Origin of the sequence: Chroococcidiopsis sp. [FACHB-1243] (genome assembly GCF_014696895.1) — a bacterium.
Lineage (GTDB): Bacteria > Cyanobacteriota > Cyanobacteriia > Cyanobacteriales > Chroococcidiopsidaceae > Chroococcidiopsis.
Genome location: NZ_JACJQX010000037.1, coordinates 15,408 through 41,762 on the forward strand (window position 1 = coordinate 15,408; position 26,355 = coordinate 41,762).

Below are 26,355 nucleotides of genomic sequence, written 5' to 3' on the forward strand. Positions count from 1 at the left end.
GAATAGTCAGTCAACATAAATTCGAGTTTAGTAACCAATACGGTTCAGATGAGACAATTCCCCCAACCCCCCGCAGGATCGGAGGGCTATGATTCCCCCCTTTTTAAGGGGGGTTAGGGGGGATCTTCGAGGATCGATCGCTTTTTAACTTTTGACTTTCTTACTCACCAACACAAATCCCCGCGTCTTACCTGAAACCCGATCTTCTGTATCCATTGCTTGCCATAAATCCGTTGCTTTTACCCATACTGGAGGATATTTATAGCGCGAAACATCGAGAATTAAAAATCGATCTGTTTGTTGGTTATAGGCGGCGAGAGGAGAAATATGTCCGCCTCTTTCTTGTCCAATTTTGCGACGTAAGTAATTAATCAAAACAAAGTTATTTTCTTGGCGTAAATTCTGTGCGACAAGCTGACGAAACTGCTCTAGATTAGTATCAGTACTGTGATAAACTTTAGCTTCTACACCATAGCTAGCAAGTAGCTGTCCTAACTGTTCTAAAGTCATACCTTGACGGGCAACAACTTCAGGTGCAAGAACTTTTTTAGTGGATGCGTTATTAAAAAAGTTTGCCTGGGTAAATACTCGATAAGGTGTATATTCAGGAGCAATGGGAGCGGGAATTGAGAGGGCATTTAATACCATTACTATACTGGCAACCCCACAGTAAGCTTGAGTATTTTGGGTGACATACTGCGTACTCAAAGCCCAAAAATCTTCTCGTGCTTTACTTTGTAGTAATAATTGTTCTCCCGTTTCGGAGTTGAAGGAAATTAAATTATTAGGTAAGGGTAGTGTCTGCGTCAATACGCTATCCCCAACCAGAAACAACGCGACTGCGCCAAATTTAATTAGTGAAGCAAACGTCTTGATTGTCATTTGTTAGTTGTCATTGGTGAGTAACTAGTGATTAGACTCAACTCTTGTCACCAGCCACTAGTCACTAGTCACTGATAACTGATTTTTCAGTCTCCTACTTTACCAAACCTTTTGCAGTTAAAAATTCGCGCACGACTTCCTTAATGTCGCGAAATTCACCTTCGACTTGATAATTTAAATTGCGCATTTCCTCTTCATTAATCTTTCCACCGAGTTGCGCGATCGCCGGACGTAGTTTGGGATACTTTTTCAAAGTTGCCTGTCGCACGATGGGAGTTGCTTCATAAGGGGGGAAATAACCCTTATCATCTTGCAGAATAGTTAAGTCTAAACGAGCGATTTGAGCATCAGTAGAGTTCCCTGCAACTATATCTACTTGTTTATCAATTATTGCCCGATAAATTAACCCCAAATCCATCACGCGAGGTGGTTTATTTAACTTCAGATCGTAGGTTTTTGCTAATCCTGGAAACCCATCCTCGCGGCTGATAAATTCATAGCCGAAGCCAGCTTGCCACTGGGGTGCGTATTGGGTAGCTTGCGAGAGAGTGCGAAGATTGTACTTGCGTGCATCTTCGCCGCGAATAATCATGGCAAAAGTATTTTCAAATCCTAAAGCTGGGGTAACTTCTAATTGAAACTGCTCGTAGCCAGATTTTACCCGCTGATAAACAGCATTTGGATCGCTAATTGGCTTTTGTTTTAAAATAGTTGTAAATGCCGTTCCCGTATATTCGATATAAGCATCAACTTGTCCGGCGAGCATTGCTTGATGGCAAACAAACGTTCCTCCTAAATCTAGACGACGAGCGACTTTTAGTCCAGTTGCAGATTCAATTTGTTGCGCTAATAGTTCGCCTAAAATATTTTGTTCAGTAAAATTTTTGGAAGCAACGACAATCTCACCATTACCCTCAGAAGTGTTAGGATTGCAACTGGCGATCGCCAACACCAAACTCACAGTAATTAAACATAAAAGAATAAATTTTTTCATGTTTCATAATATTTGTTCTTGATAAGATTAACGGTAATTTGCTAATAATTGCGGAATGTAATCGTACCCATCTACACCGATCGCAGTCATAAATTGCGGTCGATATTGTGCCAATACTTTTTGAAAAGCATCCTGTCCCATTTGCCCTTGTAGTATAGTCAACAAACCTGCTGCTTGTCGCCACTCAGGAGAAGCAATACGCTCTAACATATACATACCTATACAACCAACATAAATCGCTTTTTCTGTCTGTTGTAAGCCATAATATGCTTCTGCTAAGTTAACTAAGTTGAGTCCTTGAAGATACAAATCGCCGGAAGCTTGAGCGGCTTGAAATCCAGATTGAAGATAATCGATCGCCGCTTGAGGTTGAGATAAAACTAAATGCGCTGCACCAAGGCTACTGCAACATAATGACAAGCTTTGTCTGTCGTTTAACTGCTGAGATAGCTTCAATCCTTGTTGTAAATAACCGATCGCCATTTCATAAACTTCTGGTTCCGATCTTTCTATAGCCTGAGCCGAATACACCTCACTGTAACCCAAATTTGCTAAAGCATTGGCTTCACCTAATTTGTCTCCTACCTGGCGACTGAGAAGTAATGCCCGCTGGCTGTAATTAATTGCCTCTGCGTACTGTTTCTTAGCCACGCAAATTCGGCTGAGATGATTTAAATCGGCAATTTCACAAGGTACATCCTCCGCAGCACGGGCAATTTCCAAAGCGCGATCGTAAAACTGGGTTGCTTGCTGATAATTTCCCACAGCCTGCTGCGAATAACCTAAAAGTGTCAAAATTCGCGCTTTTTCCTGAGTTCCTTCGACTTGTCGTAAAGGTAAATCTAAATAGTCGAGGGCAGATTGTAGGTGTCCGCCATTGAACGAAGCAAAAACACCACCGTAGAGGGGAAAGTATTGCTTTTGAGCAAAAGCGCGTAAAATTTGCAGTGCAATCTGAAAACAACCATCCGCTAGCCGTTCGCGATGGCTGGAATTGAGGCTAGTTGCTTGCATGAATCCATTCGCTAACTCACCCCAAACTGCGGCAAACGTGAGAAAGCAAGAAATTGCTAGACTTGACCCCAGCTTGGCATCATAAATTCGCTGTTCCGTCCACCCAACGAGTCCCCGTTGCAAAAACTGCAAAATCAGCGCAATTTCCACCCAATCATCGAGATGGAAATATTGCTGAGTCGTCCATTCTAATAGAGATTGCTCTAGAGCCAGAGTTTGAAATAATGCTTGTGGAATCGGACTATTAACCTGTTTTGCCCACAGCGCCCAAGGTCCGCGTTGTCCTGGTACGTTCTCAAAACCGATCGCGCTTTGCCCCCCATCGTACACCCAGCTAACTAAATATCCTTCCAAATGCTGCCAAGACTGCAAGCCGCGATCGATCCCCATCGCAACTTGTTGCACCTCCGCCGCCATTTCTGGATCGATTTCAGTTGCTTGTTGTTTTAAAGCCGCAGCTAATTGTTTGAGTTGGGCGATTGTCAGTGCTTGCTTTTGATTTGGATCGATAACTTGTAATAAATCGGCAAGTAAATAGGCTGGTTCGGAAGCGGCGATCTGTTCCGCTGCTTTAGCGATCGCGCTAGCGGCTTGATTTTGGGCGGCGGCGCGTTCCCATTCGCTAGCGATCGTTTTGATCGCTCTTTGGGAACGAGTCGCTTTCGCTTGCTTTAATTCATCCTTTACCGTCTCGATCTCATGTTCGATCTCCATCGTGCGTTCGTCCAAACAGCGCTCGAAAATCTCTGCCGTACCGGGAACGACTTGTTGCGCTAGCATTTGATAAACTTGCTCTTTAGAACGAATTTGCCCTTTCAGGGTAATTTGTACGATCTGGTCTATCAACGCCAAATAGCGATCGCGCAGCGTCGGAGAATTGGAATGAGATAGAGAATCGGACATGATTGTTGGTAGTTGGTAATTGGTAATTGGTAGTTGGTAGTTGGTAATTGGTAGTTGTTGGGAGTTACCGATCGTTATCATTATCCTAACCCTTCACTCCTCACTCCTCACTCCTATGTTCCGCAAAATTGTATTAATTGCCACGATAAGTGCGATCGCTGCCGCTATATTTCAATTATCTAATTCGGCTCGAACGCAAAATGTTGCCCAAATTTATGTTTTTGGCGATAGCCTTTCCGATCCTGGCAATGTGTTTAAAGCGTCCCAAGGACAATTTCCACCCAGTCCACCTTATTTTCGCGGCAGATATGCAGATGGTTTAGTTTGGACGGAATATCTCGCTCAACAATTGAAATTAAACGCTAATTCCAATACTAATTTTGCTTACGGTGGCGCTACCACAGGCAATTCACAGGAAGTTCCGCTAGGATTGCTAGCACAAATCGATCGCTATCGGGCTAGTCATGCCTCTACTTCTAATAATGCTTTATACATAATCTGGGCTGGAGCAAATGATTATTTGGGAGGTGGAAATGACACAGATCGACCAGTTAATAATTCAGTTGAAGCTGTCAAATTCCTGGTTCAAAGTGGCGCGAAAAATATTTTAGTGGTTAATCTGCCAGATTTAGGCAAACTACCAGGAACGCGCAATACCCAACAATCTGAAGTACTAAGCCAACTAACTCACAAGCATAACTCTCAACTAGCTAATGCTTTGAAGAACTTACAGCAACAGCTTAAATCTGAACCCAATATTATTTATTATGATGTCAACGATCTATTTAATCGAGTTATGAACGAGCCAACTAAATTTGGCTTTCTCAATGTTATGAATACCTGTTTAAATGGCGAACTTAGCCAATATATGATTTGTTCCAACCCAGATAAATATTTATTTTGGGATGATATCCATCCCTCTACTGCTGCCCATAAATTGTTAGCCACAACAGTTGCTAACAGGTTAAAATCTGCGACTACACAAACTCAGTCTGCTTATGCCAATTGAAAACAAGATTAACCCGCTCCAGCAGATTTCGTCTGTGTAGTTCTGCAAACTCTATTCGCGCAACATCTGAAAACTTCAGTTAGATTTTAAAGCTTCGTCTAGCACTTTTCGCGCTTCTTCTGCTTTAGCTTTTGCTTCCTGATAGCGGACATTTGCTTGAGCAAAAGTTTTTAGTACTTTAAATCCTTCCTTTAATCGGGCGATTTCTTCATCACTAACAGATTTATCAGTAAATAGCACGTCAACCGCTTTACGAATTTCCAACGCCTCCGTGCGAGATTCTTGTACCTTCAGCTTTAAGGTAGCTAAGTTATTGAGTATCTGTACGGCTTGGGTAATTGCATCCTCATCGCTACTGAGATTATCCATCGGCTGTTCTTTGACTTCAATCAATTGCTGCGAACTAAATCCCTCCGCTAAATCGGTGGGTAGTTCCCCAGCATCGATTAGTTCCATCAGCCGATCCATCGCTTTATCGCGAGCTTTGGCTGAATCTTTACCAGAGACATTCAGGACAACTTCTGGAGCTTGGGGGAGAGTATATTTCGCCATAACCTAATTATATGCAAGAAGAGTTACGCAGCTACACTGTTTTAGCCAGCGCGATCGCGTTACATGCTTTATTTTACGGTAAAAGTCAACTGTCATAGTACATGGGTATTAATTTATCATTTGTCATTTATCATTTGGTAATGGGTAATGGGTAATGGGTAATGGGTAAGAAAGTAGTGCGTGGTGCGTGTTTTAATTGTGAATTGTGAATTGTGACTTATGACTTGTCGCTCCTAGCCTACTACCATTACCCCATCTTATGGAAATTAGCTTACTACTACGGGGACTAGCAATTGGTTTAGCGATCGCCGCACCTGTAGGACCAATTGGTATCCTCTGCATCCGTCAGTCACTTGCATTCGGTTGGCTACATGGATTTGCAGCTGGTTTAGGCGCAGCAACAGCAGACGCAATGTATGGTTGTGTGGCTGCATTTGGACTTACCTTCGTCACTAACTTCTTAATCGAACAACAGTTTTGGCTGCGGTTAGTTGGCGGTGCTTTCCTTTGCTACTTGGGAGTCAAAACATTTATTAGTATTCCATCTGAAACTACGGCATCCACCAGAGGCAACACTCTTACTGGAGTTTATACGTCAACATGGATGCTCACACTGACAAATCCCGCAACAATCTTAGCTTTTGCAGCTATTTTTTCTGGATTAGGCTTAGCCAGCATCAAACAAAATTACCTGTCAGCAATTCTCCTAGTAATTGGAGTTTTTGGCGGTTCTGCACTGTGGTGGCTGCTATTGAGTACTACCGTCACGCTAGCAAAGACAAAACTGAATTTGAAATGGGTTAATCGCCTCTCAGGTGTCGTCATCACAGCATTTGGAATTATCGCATTGCTAAATTTGTGACACCTCACATAAAAATCCCCTTTGTGTTCTTCTTTTTTGCGTCTACTCTACGAGAACGCTGCGCGTATGCGCCTTTGCGCGACACAAAATCATTTTTGTAAATTTTTATATTTATCGTATAAATGTTGCACAAAAGACAGAAATTCTGCTCGGTATAAGCAAATAAAATTCACTTCCGACCCGCGATCGCGAGAACCTTCTATCATTTTTGCAAGCAAGTATTAAATTAGATAAAGTTAAGTAAACTAAGTTAAATGCACCTGCCAAAAATCATCAAGGGGTAGTATTTTTTGGTAGGAAAATGGTACTCTGTTCGCTTATAGCTATAAATTAAATTCTCACAATAAACTCTCATAGATTCGTTTCCATCGTTCGCGATCGCAATCTAACTGGAACTACCGATCTTTAAAGGCTTACCCACTGTCTTCTTTATCGATCGATCGTTCCTGTCTGTATCGTTTGCCCAAAACACTAATCGAACTCAGGATCTATGTTACTGAGCATTGCTAATACATTCATTAAGCGACCAGTCTTAACTACAGTCTGTACCGTGGTTATTCTTTTACTAGGAGCAATTTGCATTCCGCTGTTGCCCTTAGATAAACTCCCAGAAATGGCATTAAAACAAGTTACCGTGACGGCAAATTATCTCGGTAGCGATGCCAAAACCGCAGAAGAAAACGTTACCACCGTACTAGAACGACAAATCAACGGTACTGAGCGGGCTGTATATATGTCCTCTCAAACAACAAATAATGGTGATACGACCATTAACGTCTCCTTTCCTACGGAGATGGACAGAAATACCGCTCAAGTCCTCGTTCAAAACAACGTCGCCGTTGCTGAAGCAGAACTACCAGAAGAAGTGAATCGTACGGGTGTCGTTACTCAAAAACAATCTCCAACAATTACTATTGCTTATGCCTTTTATTCAGAAAAAAACGAGCAAGGTAACTATATCTACGACAACGTATTTATTAGTAATTATGTCGATCGCCTGATTTTTGATGAAATCAAACGAATTGAGGGCGTAGGCAATTTAAGAATAATTGGCGAACGAAGATATGCAATGCGGATTTGGCTCAATCCCGATGCTTTGGCAGCGAGAAATTTATCAGCCCAAGATGTCATCAATGCCATTTCCGAGCAAAACATTCAAGTAGGGGCGGGTAGGATCGGTCAGCAGCCTACCCAAGCCAAACAAGAGTATGAAATCGCCTTACGCGCGATCGGTCGCTTTACGACTCCCGAAGAGGCTGAAGATATTGTCGTCCAAGTGGGTCAAAACGGGACACTAACTCGGCTCAAAGATGTCGGTCGTGCTGAAGTTGGGGCGCAAGACTATAGCGCTACGACTCTATTTGATGGCGCTCCTTCAGTGATTTTGTTAGCCTATCAATTGCCTGGAAGTAATGCTTGGAATACAGCCAACTTAATTAAGGCGAGGATGGCGGAGTTAGAGCAAAGTTTTCCGCCAGGATTGAAAGCAACGGTTGGTTTAGATAACACGTTGTTTGTCTCAGCTTCCCTAGATGAAGCCTTTAAAACTCTAATGGAAGCGATCGCCTTAGTCTTTTTGGTGATCTTTATTTTCCTCCAAGACTGGCGCACCACAATTATTCCCGCCCTGGCAATTCCCGTGTCCTTAATTGGGGCGATGGCGTTTGCTTTTATGTTTGGGTTTAGCCTGAATCAGTTAACGCTATTCGGGGTAATTTTAGCCACAGGTCTAGTTGTAGACGATGGGATTGTGGTTGTAGAAGCGATCGCCGCTAAATTATCTCAGGGAATGCGACCAGTGCAAGCTGCGATCGATGCGATGGGAGAACTCACTGGAGCAATTATTGCTACATCTGTGGTGCTGATGGCAGTATTTATTCCCGTTACTTTCTTTCCAGGAACGACGGGAATTGTCTACAGACAGTTTGCCTTAATTATTGCCTTTGCGATCGCTATTTCTACCTTTAACGCCCTTACCTTTTCCCCTAGCATGTCAGCCATCATCATGCGGCGACAACAGGAGGTGCATGGATCCTTGGGCTGGTTTTTTGGGTGGTTTAATCGCGGGTTTGACTGGTTTAAAGCACAGTATGGCAAGTCAGTAGAGTTTTTGATCCGCCTACGAATGATAGTTATCCCAATTTTTCTAGCAGGTTTAGTTGCTACGGGTTGGCTTTACCAGACTACCCCCCAAGGATTTATTCCCGAAGAAGATCAAGGCTATTTCTTTGCGATCGCCGAAGCTCCTTCGGGTGTCTCTTTAAATTACACCACCAATCTCGTCCAAAAAGTTACCCAGATTATCAAACCCCTACCAGAAGTCGAACACGTTGTTGGCAACGCTGGCTTTGGTTTTCAGGGTAATGCGAGTAACAAAGCGCTGTTTTTCGTCAAGCTTAAAGATTGGAAAGAACGCCCCGGTGCAGACAAGTCAATTTTCGGACTCCTGCAACAAATTAACCAAAAATTGCAGGCAAACGTTCCCGAAGCCAGACTAATCGCTGTCAACGCACCACCAGTGGATGGTTTGGGGAGTACGGGTGGTTTCGAGATGTACATCCAAAACCGCCAAGCCTTACCAATGGAAGCCTTAATTGACAACACGCAAAAAGTGGTCGAAGCAGCAAGAAAGCGTCCAGAGTTAGCGGGTGTATTTACTCAATTTACCTTCGGTGCGCCCATGATGGAAATCTCCATCGATCGCGAACAAGCTAAAGCCTTGAACGTCCAATTAAGCGATATTTTCAATACGATGCAGACATATTTGGGGGCGAGATATGTCAATCAATACGTTCTCGGCGGACGACTGTATCGCGTGCAAGTGCAAGCAGAAGAGACATCGCGCTCTAATCCCGATGATATCGGTCGTTTGTACGTCCGTTCTGTAGATGGGAATTCCGTACCACTGAGTAACGTGGTGAGAGTCGAGCAAATGACCTATCCACCAATTATTACTCACTACAATGTTTATCCATCGATCAATATTCAAGGCGCACCCGCCCCAGGTTATAGTACCGGACAAGCGATGACAGCGATGGAAGAGGTAGCAGAGCAAGCGTTGCAACCAGGATTCGGTTACGCCTGGACGGGGACGGCTTTTCAAGAAAAAGCTTCTGGTGGTGCTGCTCCGATTATTTTTGGTTTAGCCTTTGTGATGGTGTTTTTAGTGTTGGCGGCGCAGTACGAAAGTTACGTTGACCCCATCATCATCATGATTACCGTACCTTTAGCAATTTTAGGCGCGATCGGGGCGTTGCTGCTCCGTGCCAATTTGCTCCAAGCAGGTTCGGTTTGGCCTGTTGTCAACAATAACATTTACGCTCAAGTCGCTCTCGTCATGCTTATCGGTCTGGCAAGTAAAAACGCAATTCTGATCGTAGAATTTGCCAACCAGTCAGCAGAACTAGGCATGAGCTACACCAAAGCAGCAATTCGAGCCGCAGAGGAACGCTTGCGACCGATTCTGATGACAGCCATTTCTGGTTTAGTTGGTTTTTGGCCCTTGGTCATAGCGGCGGGTGCAGGAGCCATGAGTCGCTGGTCTTTAGGAACGGCACTATTCGGCGGCTACCTATTTTCGACGCTGCTCAGTCTGTTCTTAGTTCCGGTGCTGTACGTTGTCATTAAGAATATGGAAGAAAATTTCTTGAAACCAAGTAAACCAAAACAGATTCAGCCTAAAGAAGACAGACAGCCGCAACCATTGGCTAGATAGTTGATGGTTAATGATTGTTGGTTGTCAATTAATTGTAACTTCTGACTCTTGTGCGGGCGGGTTTTGGACGCAGCGCTCTTGCTATCAGCCATGAATCTGTTGCTAAACCCGCCCCTACAACTACTGACTGACCTCAGACTCTTGTGCGGGCGGGTTTTGGACGCAGCGCTCTTGCTATCAGCCATGAATCTGTTGCTAAACCCGCCCCTACAACTACTGACTTACCCATTACCAATTACCCATTACCAAATCATGTTTCGCAACTGGACTCTTGACGACTGGATCAACCACGTTTTGTTTATAGCTACAATTCTGTATCTGTTTTACTCCTTCTTTTTGCATCACTGAGCAGTTATCAGGGAGCAGGGAGCGCACGAGCAGGGAGTAGGGACAAATAGATAAATGACTAATGACCAATGACCAATGACGACCCAAAAACAGCAAAATAGTAATTGAGGATACATCTGTAGGAGCGATTCATGCATTCAAGCACCCAGCCGCAGGATTTGGCGTGGCAGTTCTGGCTGGCTTTACCACTCTATCCATTTGGCAAGCGGCGGACGCTTTGCACGGAAGTTGTGCAGGATACGATCTGGACGTTTGACCAACTTCAGGGCTTTTTCTATGCGGTTGTCACGATTCGGATGACTGTTGTTAAGCTTAATGCTGGTGGTTTGCTGATCTATGCACCCGTTGCTCCAACAAAAGAGTGCATTCGCATGGTGAATGAGTTGGTGGCAAAGTATGGTGATGTGAAGTATATTATTTTGCCTACCAGTTCGGGATTGGAACACAAGATTTTCGTTGGTCCTTTCGCTCGATGCTTTCCTCAAGCCCAGGTTTTTGTGGCTCCGAATCAGTGGAGTTTCCCGCTCAATTTGCCTCTATCGTGGTTAGGATTTCCCCGAAAACGCACTCAAGTACTACCGGAAAACTCTAAACAGGCTCCCTTTGGGGCAGAATTTGACTATGCCGTGTTGGATCTGGACTTAGGCAAGGGATCTTTTGCAGAAGTCGCACTTCTCCACAGGCGATCGCGCACTCTACTATTAACTGATTCCATCATTTCCATTCCAGAAGAACCACCCGCGCTGTTGCAGTTAGACCCCTATCCCTTACTGTTTCATGCGAGAGACAGTGGGGACGAGGCAATAGAAGACACTCCCGCCAATCGCCGTAAGGGATGGCAGCGGATTTGCTTGTTTGCAATTTACTTCCGTCCTAGAGCGGTAGAAACATCTGGGCTGGTGCAAATGTGGCGCGATGTTGCCAAAGCCAAAGAGCGATCGCGACAAGCTTACTTTGGCTTATACCCGTTCCGTTGGCAAGCGGGTTGGCAGCAGTCATTTAATCAGTTGCGTGGCAACGGTCGTCCGTTTGTCGCTCCAATCTTGCAAACTCTAATTTTTCCCCAAGCACCAAAACAAGTCTTAGACTGGGCAGATAAGGTAGCAACTTGGGATTTTGGCAGAATTATTAGCTGTCACTTGGATGCACCGATCGCTACAACTCCTGATGAATTCCGACAGGCTTTTGCTTGCCTAGAACAAAATGCCCGCACGAGCCAAAATGCGCCTCTACCAGAAGAAGATTTTGGATTCTTGCGGCAACTAGAAACATTTTTAGTCAGATATGGCGTTGCCACACCAGTTAAAGAAAAAGTTTAACAAACAGTTATCAGTCAGTGTAGAGACGTTACATGTAACGTCTCTACAAAGTTATCAGTTGACTTGTCCTCACACCCCACACCCCATTCTTCACCGATCGCTGGTTCAATGCGGCAGTATATACTGTATGTCAGGAAGCGTCGCCAGCTGTGATTCATGAACTCAGAATTGTTGACAAGATTGCGCGCTTGCTGTAGGGATGAAGCGGCATTCGAGCAGATGCAACAACTTCTGATTGACAAAATTCAACCTTTAGAGCAAGAAATCGATCGCGGGAATTTTCAGGTGGAACGACAAAAAGCCTTGTCCAACGCGATCGCCCGACTCCAAGAAACCCTCGATCTGGAAACAATTTTTCAAGCCACTGCTACCGAGGTGCGTCAACTTTTGGCAGCAGACCGCGTGGGTATGTTTCGCTTCTATGCCGATTCTGGGTGGAATGATGGAGAATTTGTGTCTGAGGATGTCGCTGCCGATCTCGCCTCAGCGATCGCGCAAAAAGTTCACGACCATTGCTTTGGCGAGCAATTTGCCGTCCATTACCAACGGGGACGGGTGCAGGCAGTTGCCGATATCTACAACGCGGGGCTGAGCGATTGCCACATTCAGATCCTCGCCCAATTTCAGGTGCGGGCTAACTTGGTCGTGCCGCTCTTGCAAGGTCACAACCTCTGGGGATTGCTCTGCATTCATCAATGTCGCGCCCCGCGTCAGTGGCAGGAAACCGAGATCGAATTTGTCCATCAGATTGCCGATCGCTTAGGGGTGGCTCTCCAGCACGCTGAACTACTAGCAGAACTGCGGGCAGAGATTGTCGAACGACAGCAAGCCGAACAACGCGCTCAGGAGTTGAATCAGGAATTGCAGCAAGCGATCGTCGAACTGAAGGCGGTGAATAAGGAATTGGAAGCCTTTAGCTATTCAGTTTCCCACGATCTGCGCGCGCCCTTACGCAGCATTGATGGCTTCAGTCAAGCATTGCTGGAAGACTGCCTTGACCAATTAGATAACACCGGACAAGACTATCTGCATCGCATCCGTTTCGCCACCCAGCGAATGGGGCAGTTGATTGACGATCTTCTCACCCTATCGCGAGTCACCCGCAGCGATATGACTAGGGAAGCAGTCGATCTGAGTCAATTAGCCAGTCGTATCTGCACGGATTTACAGCAAGCTCATCCAGATCGGCAGATGGAGTTTGCGGTTCAACCTGGCTTAGTCGTCCAAGGAGATGCCCGGTTGCTGCAGGTGTTGTTGGAGAATTTACTGAATAATGCTTGGAAATTTACCTCTAGGCAGTTGCAGGCAAAAATTGAATTTGGGGCGATCGCACAAGAAAATGGAATTCCCGCCTTCTTCTTGCGGGATAATGGCGTAGGTTTTGACATGGTCTATGTTGACAAGTTATTTAAACCGTTTCAGCGATTGCATGGCATGAATGAATTTTCTGGTAATGGGATTGGACTTGCTACGGTGCAGCGAATCGTGCATCGGCATGGGGGACAGGTATGGGCAGAAGGGGCATTGACACGAGGAGCGACTTTTTATTTCACGCTCTTCACAGAGGAGGTCGAGGCATGAATGGGAATGGCGATCGCAAAGTCATTCTTTTGGTAGAAGATAATCCTGACGACGAAGCACTGGCAATCCGCGCCCTCAAACGCCATCACATCGGTAATGATATTGTCGTCGCCCATGATGGAGTCGAAGCCCTGGACTACCTGTTTGGCACGGGCATATATGCACAACGAGATGTCAGCAGCAAACCAACAGTAGTTTTGCTAGATCTAAAGCTGCCTCGCGTCGATGGGCTTGAAGTTTTACGCCGTTTACGGGAAGATGAACGCACTAAACTATTGCCCGTGGTAGTTTTAACGACTTCTAGCGAAGAGCGAGATTTGCTCAATAGTTACAGCTTGGGGTGCAACAGTTATATTCGCAAACCCGTGGATTTTCTTCAGTTTTCGGAGGCAATTCGGCAATTAGGGATGTATTGGCTATTGATGAACGAACCACCACCGCTTTAGGAAAGCGCGATGAACCTTCACCTAAGCATTCTAGTTGTTGAAGATTCGGAAGACGATATGCTGCTAATGCTGCGGGAACTGCGGCGGAGCGGCTATAGCGTGGATTACGAGCGGGTAGAGACTGCTGCCCAGATGCAGGCAGCGCTCGATCGCCAGTCGTGGGATATTGTCATTGCCGATTACACTCTACCTGCGTTTAGCGCCCCAGATGCCCTAAAACTACTGCAAAGCCAGCAGCGAGATTTACCGTTTATCATTGTCTCCGGTACGATTGGTGAAGAAACTGCTGTTGCTGCTATGAAAGCAGGAGCGCACGACTACATCACCAAGGGTAATTTAGCTCGGTTAATGCCTGCGGTGGAGCGAGAACTGCGCGAGGCGAAGGAACGACAAAAACGACATAACGCAGAACAGGCATTAAGAGAAAGCGAAGAACGGTTTCGCCAATTGGCAGAAAACATTGCTGAGAGCGTGTTTTGGATGTCAGACCCCAAAGCGCGTCAGCAACTCTACGTCAGCCCTGCCTACGAACGTATCTGGGGGCGATCCTGCGAGAGTTTGTATACCAACTTTATGCAATGGTTAGAGGCAATTCATCCTGAAGATCGGCAACGCATTCAAACGAACTTCTTCGAGCAGGCTTTAGCAGGTCATTATGATGAAGAGTATCGAATTATCCGTCCCGATGGTTCGATCCGATGGATTCGCGATCGCGGTTTTCCAATTCAAAATGACTCTGGTGCATCTTACCGCGTGGTAGGCATTGCGGAAGATATCACTACTCGCAAGCTGACAGAAGCAGCCCTGCGCCACGCCCAACGTTTGGAAAGTCTGGGGACTCTGGCAAGTGGCATTGCCCACGACTTCAACAACATTCTCACTCCGATTCTGGCAACCGCTCAACTGCTATCTTTAAAACTCCCCCTAGACGAGCAGGATCGACACCTACTCCAGCTGATCGAAGACAGTGCCAAACGCGGGGCAGATTTGGTCAAGCAAATTTTAGCCTTTGCCCGTGGGGTGGAAGGCAAGCGAGTGCCACTGCAAGTTCGGCATATATTGTCAGAAGTCATGCACGTTGCCCGCCAAACCTTCCCCAAACCCATTGAAATTTATACAGACTTTCCCACTGCTAATCTTTGGACGGTTGCTGCCGATGCTACCCAACTGCATCAGGTATTCATGAACCTCTGCGTTAATGCCCGCGATGCCATGCCCAATGGTGGAACTCTCGGGCTTGCAGCTGAAAATAAACTCGTTGATGAAGCCTGTACTCGGATGAATCCAGAAGCTAGCCCAGGTTCTTACGTGGCGATCGCGATTTCGGATACAGGAACGGGAATTCCAGCCGAACTGTTAGAGCGAATTTTTGACCCCTTTTTCACGACTAAAGAAGTAGGCAAAGGAACGGGACTGGGTTTATCCACTGCGTTAGGCATTGTGAAAAACCACGGCGGTTTTGTCAAGGTGTACAGCGAGGTGGGAAGAGGGTCGCAATTTAAAGTATACTTACCTGCGATCGAAGATGCAGAAACTCAGCCAGCAGCAGAACTCGCGCTTTTGACTGGCAACAACGAGTTAATTCTGATTGTGGAAGACGAACTATCGATCCAACAGGTGACTCAAACCTCCTTGGAAGAGTACAATTACAGGACTCTGATTGCCAAAGATGGGATTGAGGCGATCGCTCTCTATGCCGCTCGTAAGTATGAGATCGATCTCGTGCTGATGGATGTGATGATGCCGTTGATGGATGGGTTAACTGCAACTCGCACCCTACAAAAACTCAATCCTAAAATCAAGGCGATCGTTACGAGTGGTTTAGCATCGAATAGCCTGATGGCTGAAATAACCGAAATTGGTGTCAAAGCATTTTTACCCAAGCCCTACACGACGAAAGAATTATTAGACGCAATACATAAAGTTTTGCAGAATTGGTAATTGGTAGTTGCTCCCTCCGCCCCTCTGCTCTCTCGTCCCTCTGCTCGTGCGCTCGTGCGCTCCCGATTCCTGTAAGGGCGGGTTTAGCAAATAAATTAACTGCGAGAACCGAAAATTTTTGGTCAAAACCCGCCCCTACGATAACTAACAACGGATTTACAACTCAAATTCTACTTTGACGACATCTGCTGCTCGATGCAGGTAGAAGCCGAGTTTTTCGCAGACTTTTTGCATGGCTCGATTTTCGGCGAGAATTTCGGCAGTAATGCGATCGAGTTTTTCGTCACGTCCGACTTGTAATAGACGACTCAATAATTCCGTACCTAACCCTTGTCGCTGATGGCGATCGCCCACTAACATAGCAAACTCTGCTTCGTTGTAACCGTGTATTTTACTCAGACGACCAACTGCCAATATTTCTCGTGTTGCTGTCTGTGGATCGTGGTACTCTGCGACTAATGCCATTTCGCGATCGTAATCGATAAAGCATATCCGCGTTAGTCTTTCGTGTGCGATCCGCTGACTCAACTTAATTAAATGAAAATAGCGAAAATAGACACTTTCTTCCGATAAAGTTTGATGAAACTGCACCATTAAAGGTTCGTCTTCGGGACGAATCGGACGAATAGTAACGATCGTGCCATCTCTCATCGTCCATTGATTCACGTACTGCTGGGGATAGGGACGAATCGCCAGTTTCGGCAACCGATCTTCTGGTGTTTCCGGTGAGTGCAAAACGATCCGCGCATCCAGTGCAAGGAGAGAATCAGGACGAGCTAGCAACGGATTGATATCAATCTCCTTAATCCACCGTTGTTCGACTACGAGTTGACTGAATAATACTAAAAGTTGTTCTAGTGCTTCTAGATCGATGCTTTTTCTACCTCTGACTCCTTGCAATGCTTTGTAAATTTTGGTTTGTTCCATCATTCGGCGTGCCAGAGTGGTATTTAAGGGAGGTAGGGCGATCGCTCGATCTTTGAATACCTCCACTAACTGTCCCCCTAAGCCAAATAGCAGCGTAGAACCGAATTGTGGATCGAGACTGCTGCCAATAATCAATTCGTAACCATCCAATTTCAGCATTGGTTGAACGGTAACGCCTAGAAATGGGGTGTAGGTAGGGGCGGGTTTGGAAACCCGCCCGTACCCCAGTTGTGAGTCGGGTGTTGTAGGGGCGCACAACCGTGCGCCCATACCGGAGTGAGGAGGATTCTTTTGGACGTATTGGTTGACAGAAGTTTCAATTTTGTGGTAGGCAGAACGAACGGCATCGGCATCGGGTAAATTTAACTGCACACCGCCGACATCGGTTTTGTGGGTAATGGTTTCGGAAAAGAGTTTCAGGACGACAGGATAACCAATGCGATCGCTATATTCAACTGCTTCTGCTTCACTTCTGGCAATGTAAGTCGGAACGACGGGAATACCGTAAGCAGCTAGCACTTGCTTAGATTCAACCTCCGTCAAAATCGTGCGTCCCTGCTGTCGTGCTGTATCAATAATTTGTGTCACCAGGGAACAGCTGTTGCTATCTGCTAAATTTACTGGTAGAGCAGGAGTTTCATATATTCCCCGCAAGTTGTAGCTATAACGCCACATGAGACTGAATACGCGGGCGGCTGTATCTGGATATTGATAAGTAGGAATGCCAGCATCGTTAAGAATCTTTTCCCCTTCGATGACATCTGCACCGCCCATCCAACTCGCCAGAATCGGTTTATCTTGTAGAGACGTTACATGTAACGTCTCTACATAAGATTTCAATGCTTCTGCCGTCTTGGTAGGGTCAGTCATAGCTTGTGGGGTCAAAATTACCAACAAACCATCACTATTTGGGTCTTTTGCTGCGACCTCTAAGGCTTGAGTGTAACGCTGGGGTTCGGCATCTCCTAGAATATCAATTGGGTTGCTGCGGCTCCAGTGGGTAGGTAGGAATCGATTCAATTCGGTGCGAGTCTCCTCGGTTAATTCTGACAGTTCTCCCCCCGTAGCAATTAAGGCATCGGTAGTCAGTACCCCAGGTCCACCAGCATTGGTCAGAATCGTTAAGCGCCGACCTTTGGGACGGGGTTGTTTTGCTAAAACCTCCGCCATATCAAATAAGTCAGAGATCCGGTTGACTTGCAACACGCCGGAACGCCGGAAAGCTGCATCTAATACCACATCGCTACCAGCTAGCGCTCCTGTATGGGAAGCCGCCGCTTTTGCTGCTGCCTCCGTCCGACCTGCTTTGAGGACGATAATTGGTTTGGTCAGTGCAACTTCCCTAGCTGCCGAAAGGAACGATCGCGCATTACCAATTGATTCCATATAAATGACGATACTTTTGGTATGAGGATCGTCACCGAGATAGTAGATTAAATCGCCCCAATTAACATCGAGCATGGAACCGATGGAGACAAAGGTGCTAAATCCAACATTTTCTTGCTTGCTCCAATCGAGGATCGCCGTGCAGAGCGCTCCACTTTGGCTGATGAAACCAACATTACCAGGTCGGGCGATCGCGCTGGCAAACGTAGCATTTAACCCTGTATGCGGACTCATTACTCCCAGGCAGTTAGGTCCGACAATTCGCAGATTGCCTCGACGTGCTTGTTCCAGCACTTGCCGTTCTAACTCAATCCCAGCTACTCCAGCTTCTTTAAATCCAGCAGAAATAATAATTGCACCTTTAACTCCTGCGGCGACACACTCTGCGATCGCCCCTGGTACGGCGGGTGCGGGGATGGCTATGACTGCGAGATCGACTGGCGCGGGAACATCTTGAATGGTGGGATAAGCTTTAATTCCCAACACGCTAGGACGTTTAGGATTGACGGGAAATACAGTTCCACCAAATGGATTGCTGATGAGATTCCATAGCAGGGTACGCCCGACGCTACCTTGTTTTTCGCTAGCTCCAATTACAGCAACGTTCTGGGGAGCAAAAATTGAGTTGAGGGGGTTGCTCGACTGCTCGGAGCGGAGAATGTCATGAGCGCCTTCGGCGATCGTTTGTTGTCTCACTGCGGCTCACCTTTGCTAAGTCAAAAGTTGTAGGGGCGGGTTTTGACCAAAAGTCGAAGGCTTTGCTGTCAATCTATCTGCTAAACCCTCCCGTACAAAAGTCAAAATCGGTAATTCTAGCTTTAGTTGAGATCCATTTTTGTTCTCTGTAGAGATGTTACATGTAACGTCTCTACACATGTAACATCTCTACAGAAAAATGTTCGTATATGGATTCAATAAAGTTCTGCAAAATAGGCGATCGCTCGTCCTTTTGCCATGCTACAGCAATTTCAATTTCAGGGGTTGGTTCTATAAGCGATTGATATATCACTCCGGCTCGCTGTAAATTTTGTAGAGAAGACGGTACTAGCGCCACTCCTACACCACCTGCTACTAAACTAATGCTAGTTTGTAGTTGTATTGCTTCTTGTACTGCTATTGGACTAAACTCCGTCTGTTGAAAAAATTGCCTAATTTGATTGTAAAGTCCACTACCTAAACGGGCAGGTGGCAAAATGAATAATTCTTGACTCAAGGCTCGGATTGATATTTGAGTGGATGTAGCGAGAGGATGAGTTTCTGGAATTGCGATCGCCATGCCTTCTTTTAACACGGAAACTATTTCTAACTCTATTTCTTCTAAATCGATTGGTAAGTAAAGAATACCCGCATCAATTTGCTGTTGTTGTAACTGCAAGATTTGTTGCGGCGTTGTCAATTCATGTAAATCCAATACTACCTCTGGACATCGTTCTCGAAAGGCTTTTAATAAGGTGGGTAAAACGCTATATGTCGCCGAACTATTAAACCCCAAGCTCAAACGCCCAATTTCGCCGCGACTTGCTCGTTGTGCTGCTTCCACAGCTTGCTCGATTTGCCTAAGTGACTGTCGTACTTTTTCTAAAAATACTCGACCCGCAGCAGTCAATTCTACACGTCGTTTAGTGCGATCGAACAATCTGACTCCAATTTCAGCTTCTAAATCGCGGATTTGCTGACTTAACGGTGGTTGAGCAATATGCAGGCGTTCGGCAGCGCGACTGAAATTTAATTCCTCCGCGACAGCGATGAAATAGCGTAGGTGGCGAAGTTCCATGATGGTAATTGGTAGTTGGTAGTTGGTGGTTGGTGGTTGTAGTTATCCTCCGTGTCTTCCTTGTCCCCGACTCCCGACTCCGTACAGGCGCACAGAGAAAGCGCTCCTACCGACTCCCCGTATTTATATCTTTAAAGTATAAATATTGCACCAAATATATATTGGACATATGAAAAAAGCTTTTCTACAGTACGGGTAAGTAAGTAATGGATACATCAAATGAGCGATATAAATATTCAAATTCGATTGGCAACAGTTGAGGATTTAGAGCAAGTATTTTCGTTTATCTGTCAAAAAGCAGCATTTGATGGATATCTGGACGAACTGCAAGCAACTCCCCAGCAGCTAGAGAAAACATTATTTGGGCGATCGCCACTAGCGAGAGTATTATTGGCAGAAGTCGATAACTGCGCGATCGCATTTGCCTTATTTTTCTACACCTACTCCAGTTTTCTCGGTAAACCGAGTATCTGGCTCGACGATTTATTTGTACAGCCACATATGCGCGGACAAAGAGTCGGAACCGCATTACTCAACTACTTATCAACCCTCGCCAGCGAGAACGATTGCGGACGCATAGAATGGACAGTGAACGTCAACAACAATCGCGGCATCGAATTTTACCAAAAACAAGGCGCGCAAATTCTCAACAACCTGCGCTTGTGTCGTCTCAGTTATTAGTGACTGGTGACTAGTGGCTGGTGGCTAGAAAAGAATCCAGTCACTAGCTACTCACAAATGACAAATGACTAATGACTAATGACCCTTAAAATTATTTACGGCACACATGGAGATCGATCGTGGCAAAGATTAACGATAACTACCTGAAACTCAAAGCAGGCTACCTGTTTCCTGAAATTGCGCGGCGGGTGAATGCATTTGCTGAGGCGAATCCCGATGCGAAAATTATCCGGTTGGGAATTGGCGATGTCACCGAACCATTACCAGAAGCTTGTCGTAGCGCAATGATTCAAGCTGTAGATGAAATGGGCGATCGCGCTACTTTTAAAGGCTACGGTCCCGAACAAGGTTATGCTTGGTTACGGGAGAAGATTGCTAGCCACGATTTTCAATCGCGAGGATGCGATATTGACGCATCAGAAATTTTTATTTCTGATGGTTCTAAGTGCGATACGGGCAATATTCTCGATATTTTTGGCAAAGATAACACGATTGCCGTTACCGATCCTGTATATCCCGTGTATGTCGATACGAATGTGATGGCTGGACATACGGGAGAGGCAAATGAGAAAGGCGAGTATGGGGGGTTAGTCTATCTTCCCGTGACGGCAGAAAACAACTTTACTGCCGAAATTCCGACTCAAAAAGTCGATTTGATTTATTTGTGTTTCCCTAACAACCCTACAGGTGCGACGGCAACGCGGGAACATCTCCAAGCGTGGGTAAACTACGCCAAAGCTAACAATTCCATTATTTTCTTCGATGCTGCCTACGAAGCATACATCACAGATCCCGATCTACCCCATTCTATTTATGAAATTGAGGGGGCTAGAGATTGCGCGATCGAATTTCGTTCTTTTTCTAAAAATGCTGGCTTTACAGGTACGCGCTGCGCTTTAACTGTCGTACCCAAAACCCTCAAGGCAAAAGCTGCTAATGGTTCCGATGTAGAACTGTGGAAATTGTGGAATCGTCGTCAATCCACTAAATTTAATGGTGTATCTTACATCGTGCAGCGTGGTGCTGAGGCAGTTTATTCGGCAGCAGGTAAGGCACAAATTAACGCTCTTGTCAATTTTTATCTAGAAAATGCCAAAATCATCCGTACTCAACTGATGGCTGCGGGTTTAGAAGTGTATGGCGGCGTGAATGCACCTTATGTTTGGGTAAAAACCCCGCACGGTTTATCCAGTTGGGATTTCTTTGATAAATTGCTGCAAGTTTGTAATGTGGTGGGAACGCCTGGTTCTGGATTTGGTGCGGCTGGTGAAGGCTACTTCCGTATCTCTGCATTCAACAGTCGCGAGAACGTGGAAGAGGCAATGAAACGGATTGTCGAGAAATTTAAAGTGTAAAGCGAAAATATAGTGTAGGGGCGAGTTCACCAAAAATCTCTATACTTAGGTGAAGATCTATCTAAACTCGCCCTGACTCGATATATTGTCAATCTTCCTATGACTACCACAAGTTCTGTCGTCAAACCTGTTAGCCAAATGCAGCTGGCTCCTGGTAGTGTAGTGACTATTCCCAACGTTAGTTGGCAAGAATTTGAGTTAATCTTGCACGAATTAGGCGAACATCGAGCCGCAAGAATAGCCTACAGTCAGAATACTTTAGAAATAATGGTTCCCTTACCCGAACACGAACGACCAAAAGATATAATTTCAGATATTATTAAAATCTTGTTGAAAAGAACGGGTAGAAGATACGAACCTTTTGGTTCAACTACTTTTACACAAGAGGATATAGCAGGGGTTGAACCCGATGCCTGTTTCTATATTCAAAACTATCAACGTATGGTTGGTCGTCGTAGATTACAACCTGGCGATCCTCCCCCAGATTTGGCAATAGAAATAGATGTGACTTCCAAAACAACCTTAGATGCATATAAAGACATTGGCTTTCCCGAAATTTGGGTTTATGACAGTGGTAGGTTAAGACTTTATCTCCTTAGAAATGGCGAGTATATAGAGTCGAATACTAGTCCGATTTTTCCTCAAATATCTTTAAATCAAATCATTTCTGCTACAGTAGAACGGGCTTGGCAGGTAGGAAGCGTACAAGCTTTAGAAGAATTTGAAGAAGCGATCGCCACATATCAAATTAATAGCTAGCGATCGCCATATTTCACTTATTTATCTTGACTAGATTCCGATTCCTCTGGACGCTGATAAGCAGGGGGATAATCTACAAATTCGTCGATTCTAGTTGTATTAGTTGTAGCTCCTTCTAGTAAGATATCTTCTGTGGGATCGGTTGATTTGTCAGCGGCGATATCCATTTGACCCGCTGCATTTGTATTGGGTTTATCGCTTGTGCCTTTATGATTTGCATGACCGCTAGGCATGATCTTTTCCTCGCATTTTCTATATACTTTTAGATTAGACAGAGCGATCGCGAAATAAACCCTATCAAAAGGCTAAGATTTCTATGCCAGATTCGACTATTTTAAGCAAGATTCTCTCCGAACATCGTCCGCCAGAAGCAATTTTTTCAGCTTTACTACCAGCATTAGGAGATCTATTACAATGCGATCGCTGTTTTCTCTATTTACGCCATCCTCAAACTAATATTGGTAAAGTTGTCAGTTGTTGGTGTCGCAGTCCTGAATATCCTGATGTAACTGATTCAGACTGGAAAGCAGAACCCACCGATTTAATCAACAACGAAGACCCTTTATTTGCATCTGCTTTGCGTGCCGAACCATCAATTTTTGTGGAAGATGTGGAGACAGCAGATCCAAAGGTTGTGAATAAAGATTTTGAGCGTAAAAATTTCGGACACCGAGCTTTAATTCACGCTCATTTATGCGACAAAAATCAATTATGGGGTATTTTACAACCCTGTGTATTTGGTCAACCGAGAGTTTGGACTGAAACAGATCGTGAAATAATTGCAGATGTAATAGATAAGCTTACGCCTATAGTTGTTGATTACATGAAAAGTATCCAAAATTAAATCGAAAGTTACTGTAGGGGCGGCTTCACCGATAATCTCTCATTCTGCACAAAAATCTTTATAAACCCGCCTCCCGCATATTTGAAATAATTCAACCACCTAGAAACACGATAAAATTATATTTTTACGGCAACCACGCGAATTCTCCGATAATCTGCCCACCATTTTTCATCGCGATATAACATAGGTTTTAACTGCTGTTCTACTAACTCTAAAACTCGCCTTTGGTGTTCTGTAGATAATTCGGCTAAAAAACGACTGGCAAACATTTGTATCCAGTTCCTCATTCCCAAATCTCCACCTTCTAGAGGCGTGAGACGGTCGAACAAAACCGCATATGTCACTTCCATGCCTACTTTTTCTAGCTGGCTAGAATACTCGCTAATACTAGGAAAATACCAAGAACTTGCTGTTTGCGGTACTGAGTAGCCTAGCTGATTGAAAGCATGAGTAAGGCTAGTTGCGATCGCCTTTATATTTCCTTTTCCACCGAACTCAGCAACAAATCTTCCACCTGGTTTTAATACTTTGTGAATGCAATAAATAACTGCTTCTGATTCTACAATCCAGTGTAATACGGCATTAGAAAAAACTGCATCAAATGACTGAGAAAATTGAAATTCTCTAGCATCAATTACATCAAATTGCAACTGAGGATAATTCTGCTTTGCCTTCTCAATCATAGTACGATCGCTGTCAATTCCTATAACATCGGCTCCCGCGATCGCAATTTTTTCTGTTAATTGTCCCGTGCCGCAACCGAGATCTAAAATTCTTTCTCCTGACTGCGGTGACAGTAACTCTAGCAGTGATTCGCCGTACTGCCACACAAACGCATGTTTACTCTCGTAGAGGGATGTATTCCAAGCATTTTCTGGCATATTTTTATCTTCGTCTGCTATCCCGCTTTTCAGATAAGCGGTAGTCTCCACTTATCGTAAGTGTAGCAAAGCGCTCGAAAGAGTTGACAAATAAACTCATAACGAGTACGCTCTCTATATGTATATGTAGATTTGTGAAGTGAAGGAGATACCGTGCTGTCTAACCGCGAAGGACAAAAAGTACCCAGCGTTAAATTTCGGACTCGCCAGAATAATAGCTGGTTAGATATGTCTACTGACGAGATATTTAATGGTAAGACAGTTGTAGTTTTCTCCTTACCAGGGGCATATACGCCAACTTGCTCGTCAACCCACGTTCCAGGCTACAACGATTTAGCACCAGCTTTCAAAGAGAACGGTGTAGATGATATCGTTTGCGTTTCTGTCAATGATGCCTTTGTCATGAGCGAATGGGCAAAAGACCAAGGTGCAGACAAGGTAACTTTTCTTCCCGATGGCAACGGCGAGTTTACTAACGGGATGGGAATGTTAGTAGACAAATCGGATTTAGGATTTGGTAAGCGTTCTTGGCGCTATTCCATGCTAGTAAAAGATGGCGTAGTAGAAAGGATGTTTATCGAGCCACAGGAACCAGGCGATCCCTTTAAAGTATCCGATGCCGAAACCATGCTTAATTACATCAACCCAGAAGCAGCAAAACCGAAGTGCGTCTCTTTGTTTGCCAAAGTCGGTTGTCCGTTCTGCGCCCGTGCCAAGAAAATGTTGCAAGAACGCGGCATTGAATACGAAGAAATTGTTTTAGGGCAAGATGCGACAACCCGTTCTCTACGGGCAATGACGGGAGCAATGACAGTACCACAAGTCTTTATCGATGGAAGGCTTATCGGTGGTTCGGAAGCATTAGAAGCCTACTTGAGTACAAACTAGGTGGTTCTTGATTGAATGAGATACTAGGGTCTGTAGGGGCGCACAGCTGTGCGCCCCTACAAGATGTATACTGCGATCGACTGAGAACTGCTATAACTCCTAGTTCCTGAATTTCTACTTCTCTCCAATGACTGAGTACTCATACTGCCCTAAGCTGTCACAATCGCGATAGAAGACTAAGGAAAGGATAAACAAGAATGATTCCGTCTTGGTTAGCGATTGGAGGAATAACATTTCTCGTCGCCTTCGGTGGCTTTTTCTTTAAGCCTCGCGATTTGAAATGGGCAGTTCAACTGGAACGCCCACATTGGTTAACTTTTGAGCCATTAATTCCAGTAATATGGATGGTGATTTTTACGTGTGGGGCAATTTCAGCTTATATTGTTTGGGAAGCAGAACCAGGTAGCCTCAAGACCTGGTTATTAATGGGCTTATACCTAGTTTTAGAATTAATTACCGTTGCTTATTTACCAGTGACGCTACAACTACGTAGTTTGGCGATCGGTACATTTGTTGGATTCATAGGCGTACTCTTAAGCGTATTGTTGTTACTAGCTATCTTGCAAATCTCTGGATGGGCAGCAGCTTTGCTCATACCTTATACAATTTGGAGTCCCATCGGCACGTTTACAACCTGGGAAATGATTCGCCTCAATCCTACAGAGCAGTGAACAGTTGTCATTTGTCATTTGTCATTTGTGAGTAGTTAGCAGATTTTTACTTACGACTTACGACTTACGACTTATCATGATTAAATCTTGGATGGTAATCGGGGCTGTGACGCTGTTGGTGGCACTTGGTTCAAATTTCTTTACACCAAGCGATCGCAAATGGTTTAAGCGCCTGCGCCGCCCCAATTGGTTGACGTTTGAAGCGTTAATTCCCGTCATTTGGACGGTCGTATTTATTTGCGGTGCTTGGTCGGCTTATATCGTGTGGGAAAATACGGGTAGTTGGTTGCTGATGGGGTTTTACTTGTTGGTAGAAATTCTAATCGTCTCCTACACGCTTGTGATGTTTAGGACTCGCAGCCTCAAAATTGGGACGATTATCGGTGGTACGGGGGCGATCGCTGGTCTATTATTAGCCTTAACTGTCCTCAGCGTTTCCCCTTGGGCGGCGGCTTTACTCCTACCGTATCTAATTTGGAGTCCGATTGGCACTTACACGACTTGGGAAATGGCAAAATTGAATCCCCAGGATGTCTAGCGATAAGTTGTAGCTTGCTTCTACCCCTGTTTGCATGTAAGTTGATACACTAAAAGCTCAACCATTACTTCGATCGCGGGTAAAA

General features: G+C 45.0%; 23 protein-coding genes. 14 read left to right on the top strand and 9 right to left on the bottom strand.

Features of this window, described 5'->3' with window-relative positions; genetic code table 11:
- Window positions 1-144: 144 nt before the first annotated feature.
- The 3 genes from H6G17_RS24005 to H6G17_RS24015 form a co-directional block, all read right to left on the bottom strand.
- Window positions 145-882, bottom strand: coding sequence for a phytochelatin synthase family protein (locus H6G17_RS24005; protein ID WP_192161113.1), 738 nt, complete (start codon window positions 880-882; stop codon window positions 145-147).
- A gap of 94 nt (window positions 883-976) precedes the next feature.
- A complete protein-coding gene (locus H6G17_RS24010) occupies window positions 977-1,876 on the bottom strand; it encodes a glycine betaine ABC transporter substrate-binding protein (protein WP_192161114.1) in 900 nt (299 codons plus the stop codon).
- A gap of 27 nt (window positions 1,877-1,903) precedes the next feature.
- Window positions 1,904-3,793 (bottom strand): tetratricopeptide repeat protein, encoded by a 1,890-nt coding sequence (locus H6G17_RS24015; RefSeq protein WP_192161161.1) that lies wholly within the window; start codon window positions 3,791-3,793, stop codon window positions 1,904-1,906.
- 115 nt (window positions 3,794-3,908) lie between these two features.
- Here H6G17_RS24015 and H6G17_RS24020 point away from each other — a divergent pair, with 115 nt between their 5' ends.
- Entirely contained in the window at window positions 3,909-4,802 is an 894-nt protein-coding gene (locus H6G17_RS24020; protein ID WP_192161115.1) for an SGNH/GDSL hydrolase family protein, read from the top strand.
- A 75-nt stretch (window positions 4,803-4,877) separates the two neighbouring features.
- On the opposite strand, the gene H6G17_RS24025 is transcribed toward H6G17_RS24020, so the two are convergent.
- Window positions 4,878-5,354, bottom strand: coding sequence for a hypothetical protein (locus H6G17_RS24025; protein ID WP_015154444.1), 477 nt, complete (start codon window positions 5,352-5,354; stop codon window positions 4,878-4,880).
- A 259-nt stretch (window positions 5,355-5,613) separates the two neighbouring features.
- On the opposite strand from H6G17_RS24025, the gene H6G17_RS24030 reads away from it, so the two are divergent.
- The 3 genes from H6G17_RS24030 (at window position 5,614) to H6G17_RS24040 (ending at window position 11,598) form a co-directional block, all read left to right on the top strand.
- Window positions 5,614-6,216 carry a LysE family transporter gene (locus H6G17_RS24030; protein WP_192161116.1) on the top strand — a complete coding sequence of 201 codons (603 nt, stop codon included), beginning with the start codon at window positions 5,614-5,616 and terminating at the stop codon, window positions 6,214-6,216.
- Window positions 6,217-6,706: 490 nt separating this feature from the next.
- Entirely contained in the window at window positions 6,707-9,931 is a 3,225-nt protein-coding gene (locus tag H6G17_RS24035) for an efflux RND transporter permease subunit (protein ID WP_192161117.1), read from the top strand.
- A gap of 479 nt (window positions 9,932-10,410) precedes the next feature.
- On the top strand, window positions 10,411-11,598 hold the full coding sequence (locus H6G17_RS24040; RefSeq protein WP_192161118.1) for a DUF4336 domain-containing protein: 1,188 nt from the start codon (window positions 10,411-10,413) through the stop codon (window positions 11,596-11,598).
- Between the two features lie 14 nt (window positions 11,599-11,612).
- Here the strand turns inward: H6G17_RS24040 and H6G17_RS24045 are convergent, their stop codons facing one another.
- A complete protein-coding gene (locus H6G17_RS24045; protein WP_192161119.1) occupies window positions 11,613-11,756 on the bottom strand; it encodes a hypothetical protein in 144 nt (47 codons plus the stop codon).
- On the opposite strand from H6G17_RS24045, the gene H6G17_RS24050 reads away from it, so the two are divergent.
- The 3 genes from H6G17_RS24050 to H6G17_RS24060 are packed head-to-tail and all read left to right on the top strand — an operon-like array spanning window position 11,755 to window position 15,566.
- Complete coding sequence (locus H6G17_RS24050) at window positions 11,755-13,179, top strand: GAF domain-containing protein (RefSeq protein WP_192161120.1); 1,425 nt, start codon at window positions 11,755-11,757, stop codon at window positions 13,177-13,179. The genes H6G17_RS24045 and H6G17_RS24050 overlap by 2 nt on opposite strands.
- Window positions 13,176-13,625, top strand: a complete 450-nt coding sequence (locus tag H6G17_RS24055; protein ID WP_015154449.1) for a response regulator — start codon at window positions 13,176-13,178, stop codon at window positions 13,623-13,625. Before H6G17_RS24050 ends, H6G17_RS24055 begins: the two co-directional genes overlap by 4 nt.
- A 9-nt stretch (window positions 13,626-13,634) precedes the next feature.
- Entirely contained in the window at window positions 13,635-15,566 is a 1,932-nt protein-coding gene (locus H6G17_RS24060; protein WP_192161121.1) for a response regulator, read from the top strand.
- A gap of 156 nt (window positions 15,567-15,722) precedes the next feature.
- Here the strand turns inward: H6G17_RS24060 and H6G17_RS24065 are convergent, their stop codons facing one another.
- Together H6G17_RS24065 and H6G17_RS24070 are read right to left on the bottom strand one after the other, a co-directional pair.
- A complete protein-coding gene (locus H6G17_RS24065) occupies window positions 15,723-18,575 on the bottom strand; it encodes a GNAT family N-acetyltransferase (RefSeq protein ID WP_192161122.1) in 2,853 nt (950 codons plus the stop codon).
- A gap of 172 nt (window positions 18,576-18,747) precedes the next feature.
- On the bottom strand, window positions 18,748-19,653 hold the full coding sequence (locus H6G17_RS24070; protein ID WP_192161123.1) for a LysR substrate-binding domain-containing protein: 906 nt from the start codon (window positions 19,651-19,653) through the stop codon (window positions 18,748-18,750).
- 219 nt (window positions 19,654-19,872) lie between these two features.
- Here H6G17_RS24070 and H6G17_RS24075 point away from each other — a divergent pair, with 219 nt between their 5' ends.
- From H6G17_RS24075 to H6G17_RS24085, 3 genes are all read left to right on the top strand, one after another.
- Window positions 19,873-20,334: a GNAT family N-acetyltransferase gene (locus tag H6G17_RS24075; RefSeq protein WP_192161124.1), complete on the top strand. Its 462-nt coding sequence runs from the start codon at window positions 19,873-19,875 to the stop codon at window positions 20,332-20,334.
- A gap of 119 nt (window positions 20,335-20,453) precedes the next feature.
- Complete coding sequence (locus H6G17_RS24080) at window positions 20,454-21,689, top strand: LL-diaminopimelate aminotransferase (RefSeq protein ID WP_192161125.1); 1,236 nt, start codon at window positions 20,454-20,456, stop codon at window positions 21,687-21,689.
- Window positions 21,690-21,788: 99 nt separating this feature from the next.
- Entirely contained in the window at window positions 21,789-22,448 is a 660-nt protein-coding gene (locus H6G17_RS24085) for a Uma2 family endonuclease (protein WP_192161126.1), read from the top strand.
- Window positions 22,449-22,465: 17 nt separating this feature from the next.
- Here H6G17_RS24085 and H6G17_RS24090 read toward each other — a convergent pair whose 3' ends face one another.
- The gene (locus H6G17_RS24090; RefSeq protein WP_192161127.1) at window positions 22,466-22,681 is read right to left on the bottom strand and encodes a hypothetical protein; all 216 of its coding nucleotides are present in this window, start codon (window positions 22,679-22,681) and stop codon (window positions 22,466-22,468) included.
- 83 nt (window positions 22,682-22,764) lie between these two features.
- On the opposite strand from H6G17_RS24090, the gene H6G17_RS24095 reads away from it, so the two are divergent.
- A complete protein-coding gene (locus tag H6G17_RS24095; protein WP_192161128.1) occupies window positions 22,765-23,292 on the top strand; it encodes a GAF domain-containing protein in 528 nt (175 codons plus the stop codon).
- A gap of 116 nt (window positions 23,293-23,408) precedes the next feature.
- On the opposite strand, the gene H6G17_RS24100 is transcribed toward H6G17_RS24095, so the two are convergent.
- The gene (locus tag H6G17_RS24100; protein ID WP_192161162.1) at window positions 23,409-24,173 is read right to left on the bottom strand and encodes a class I SAM-dependent methyltransferase; all 765 of its coding nucleotides are present in this window, start codon (window positions 24,171-24,173) and stop codon (window positions 23,409-23,411) included.
- A 153-nt stretch (window positions 24,174-24,326) separates the two neighbouring features.
- Between H6G17_RS24100 and H6G17_RS24105 the strand changes: the two genes are divergently transcribed.
- The 3 genes from H6G17_RS24105 (at window position 24,327) to H6G17_RS24115 (ending at window position 26,270) form a co-directional block, all read left to right on the top strand.
- Window positions 24,327-25,061, top strand: coding sequence for a redoxin family protein (locus tag H6G17_RS24105; protein WP_192161129.1), 735 nt, complete (start codon window positions 24,327-24,329; stop codon window positions 25,059-25,061).
- 197 nt (window positions 25,062-25,258) lie between these two features.
- The gene (locus tag H6G17_RS24110; RefSeq protein ID WP_192161130.1) at window positions 25,259-25,732 is read left to right on the top strand and encodes a TspO/MBR family protein; all 474 of its coding nucleotides are present in this window, start codon (window positions 25,259-25,261) and stop codon (window positions 25,730-25,732) included.
- Window positions 25,733-25,808: 76 nt separating this feature from the next.
- On the top strand, window positions 25,809-26,270 hold the full coding sequence (locus H6G17_RS24115; RefSeq protein WP_192161131.1) for a TspO/MBR family protein: 462 nt from the start codon (window positions 25,809-25,811) through the stop codon (window positions 26,268-26,270).
- The last annotated feature ends 85 nt before the right edge of the window (window positions 26,271-26,355 follow it).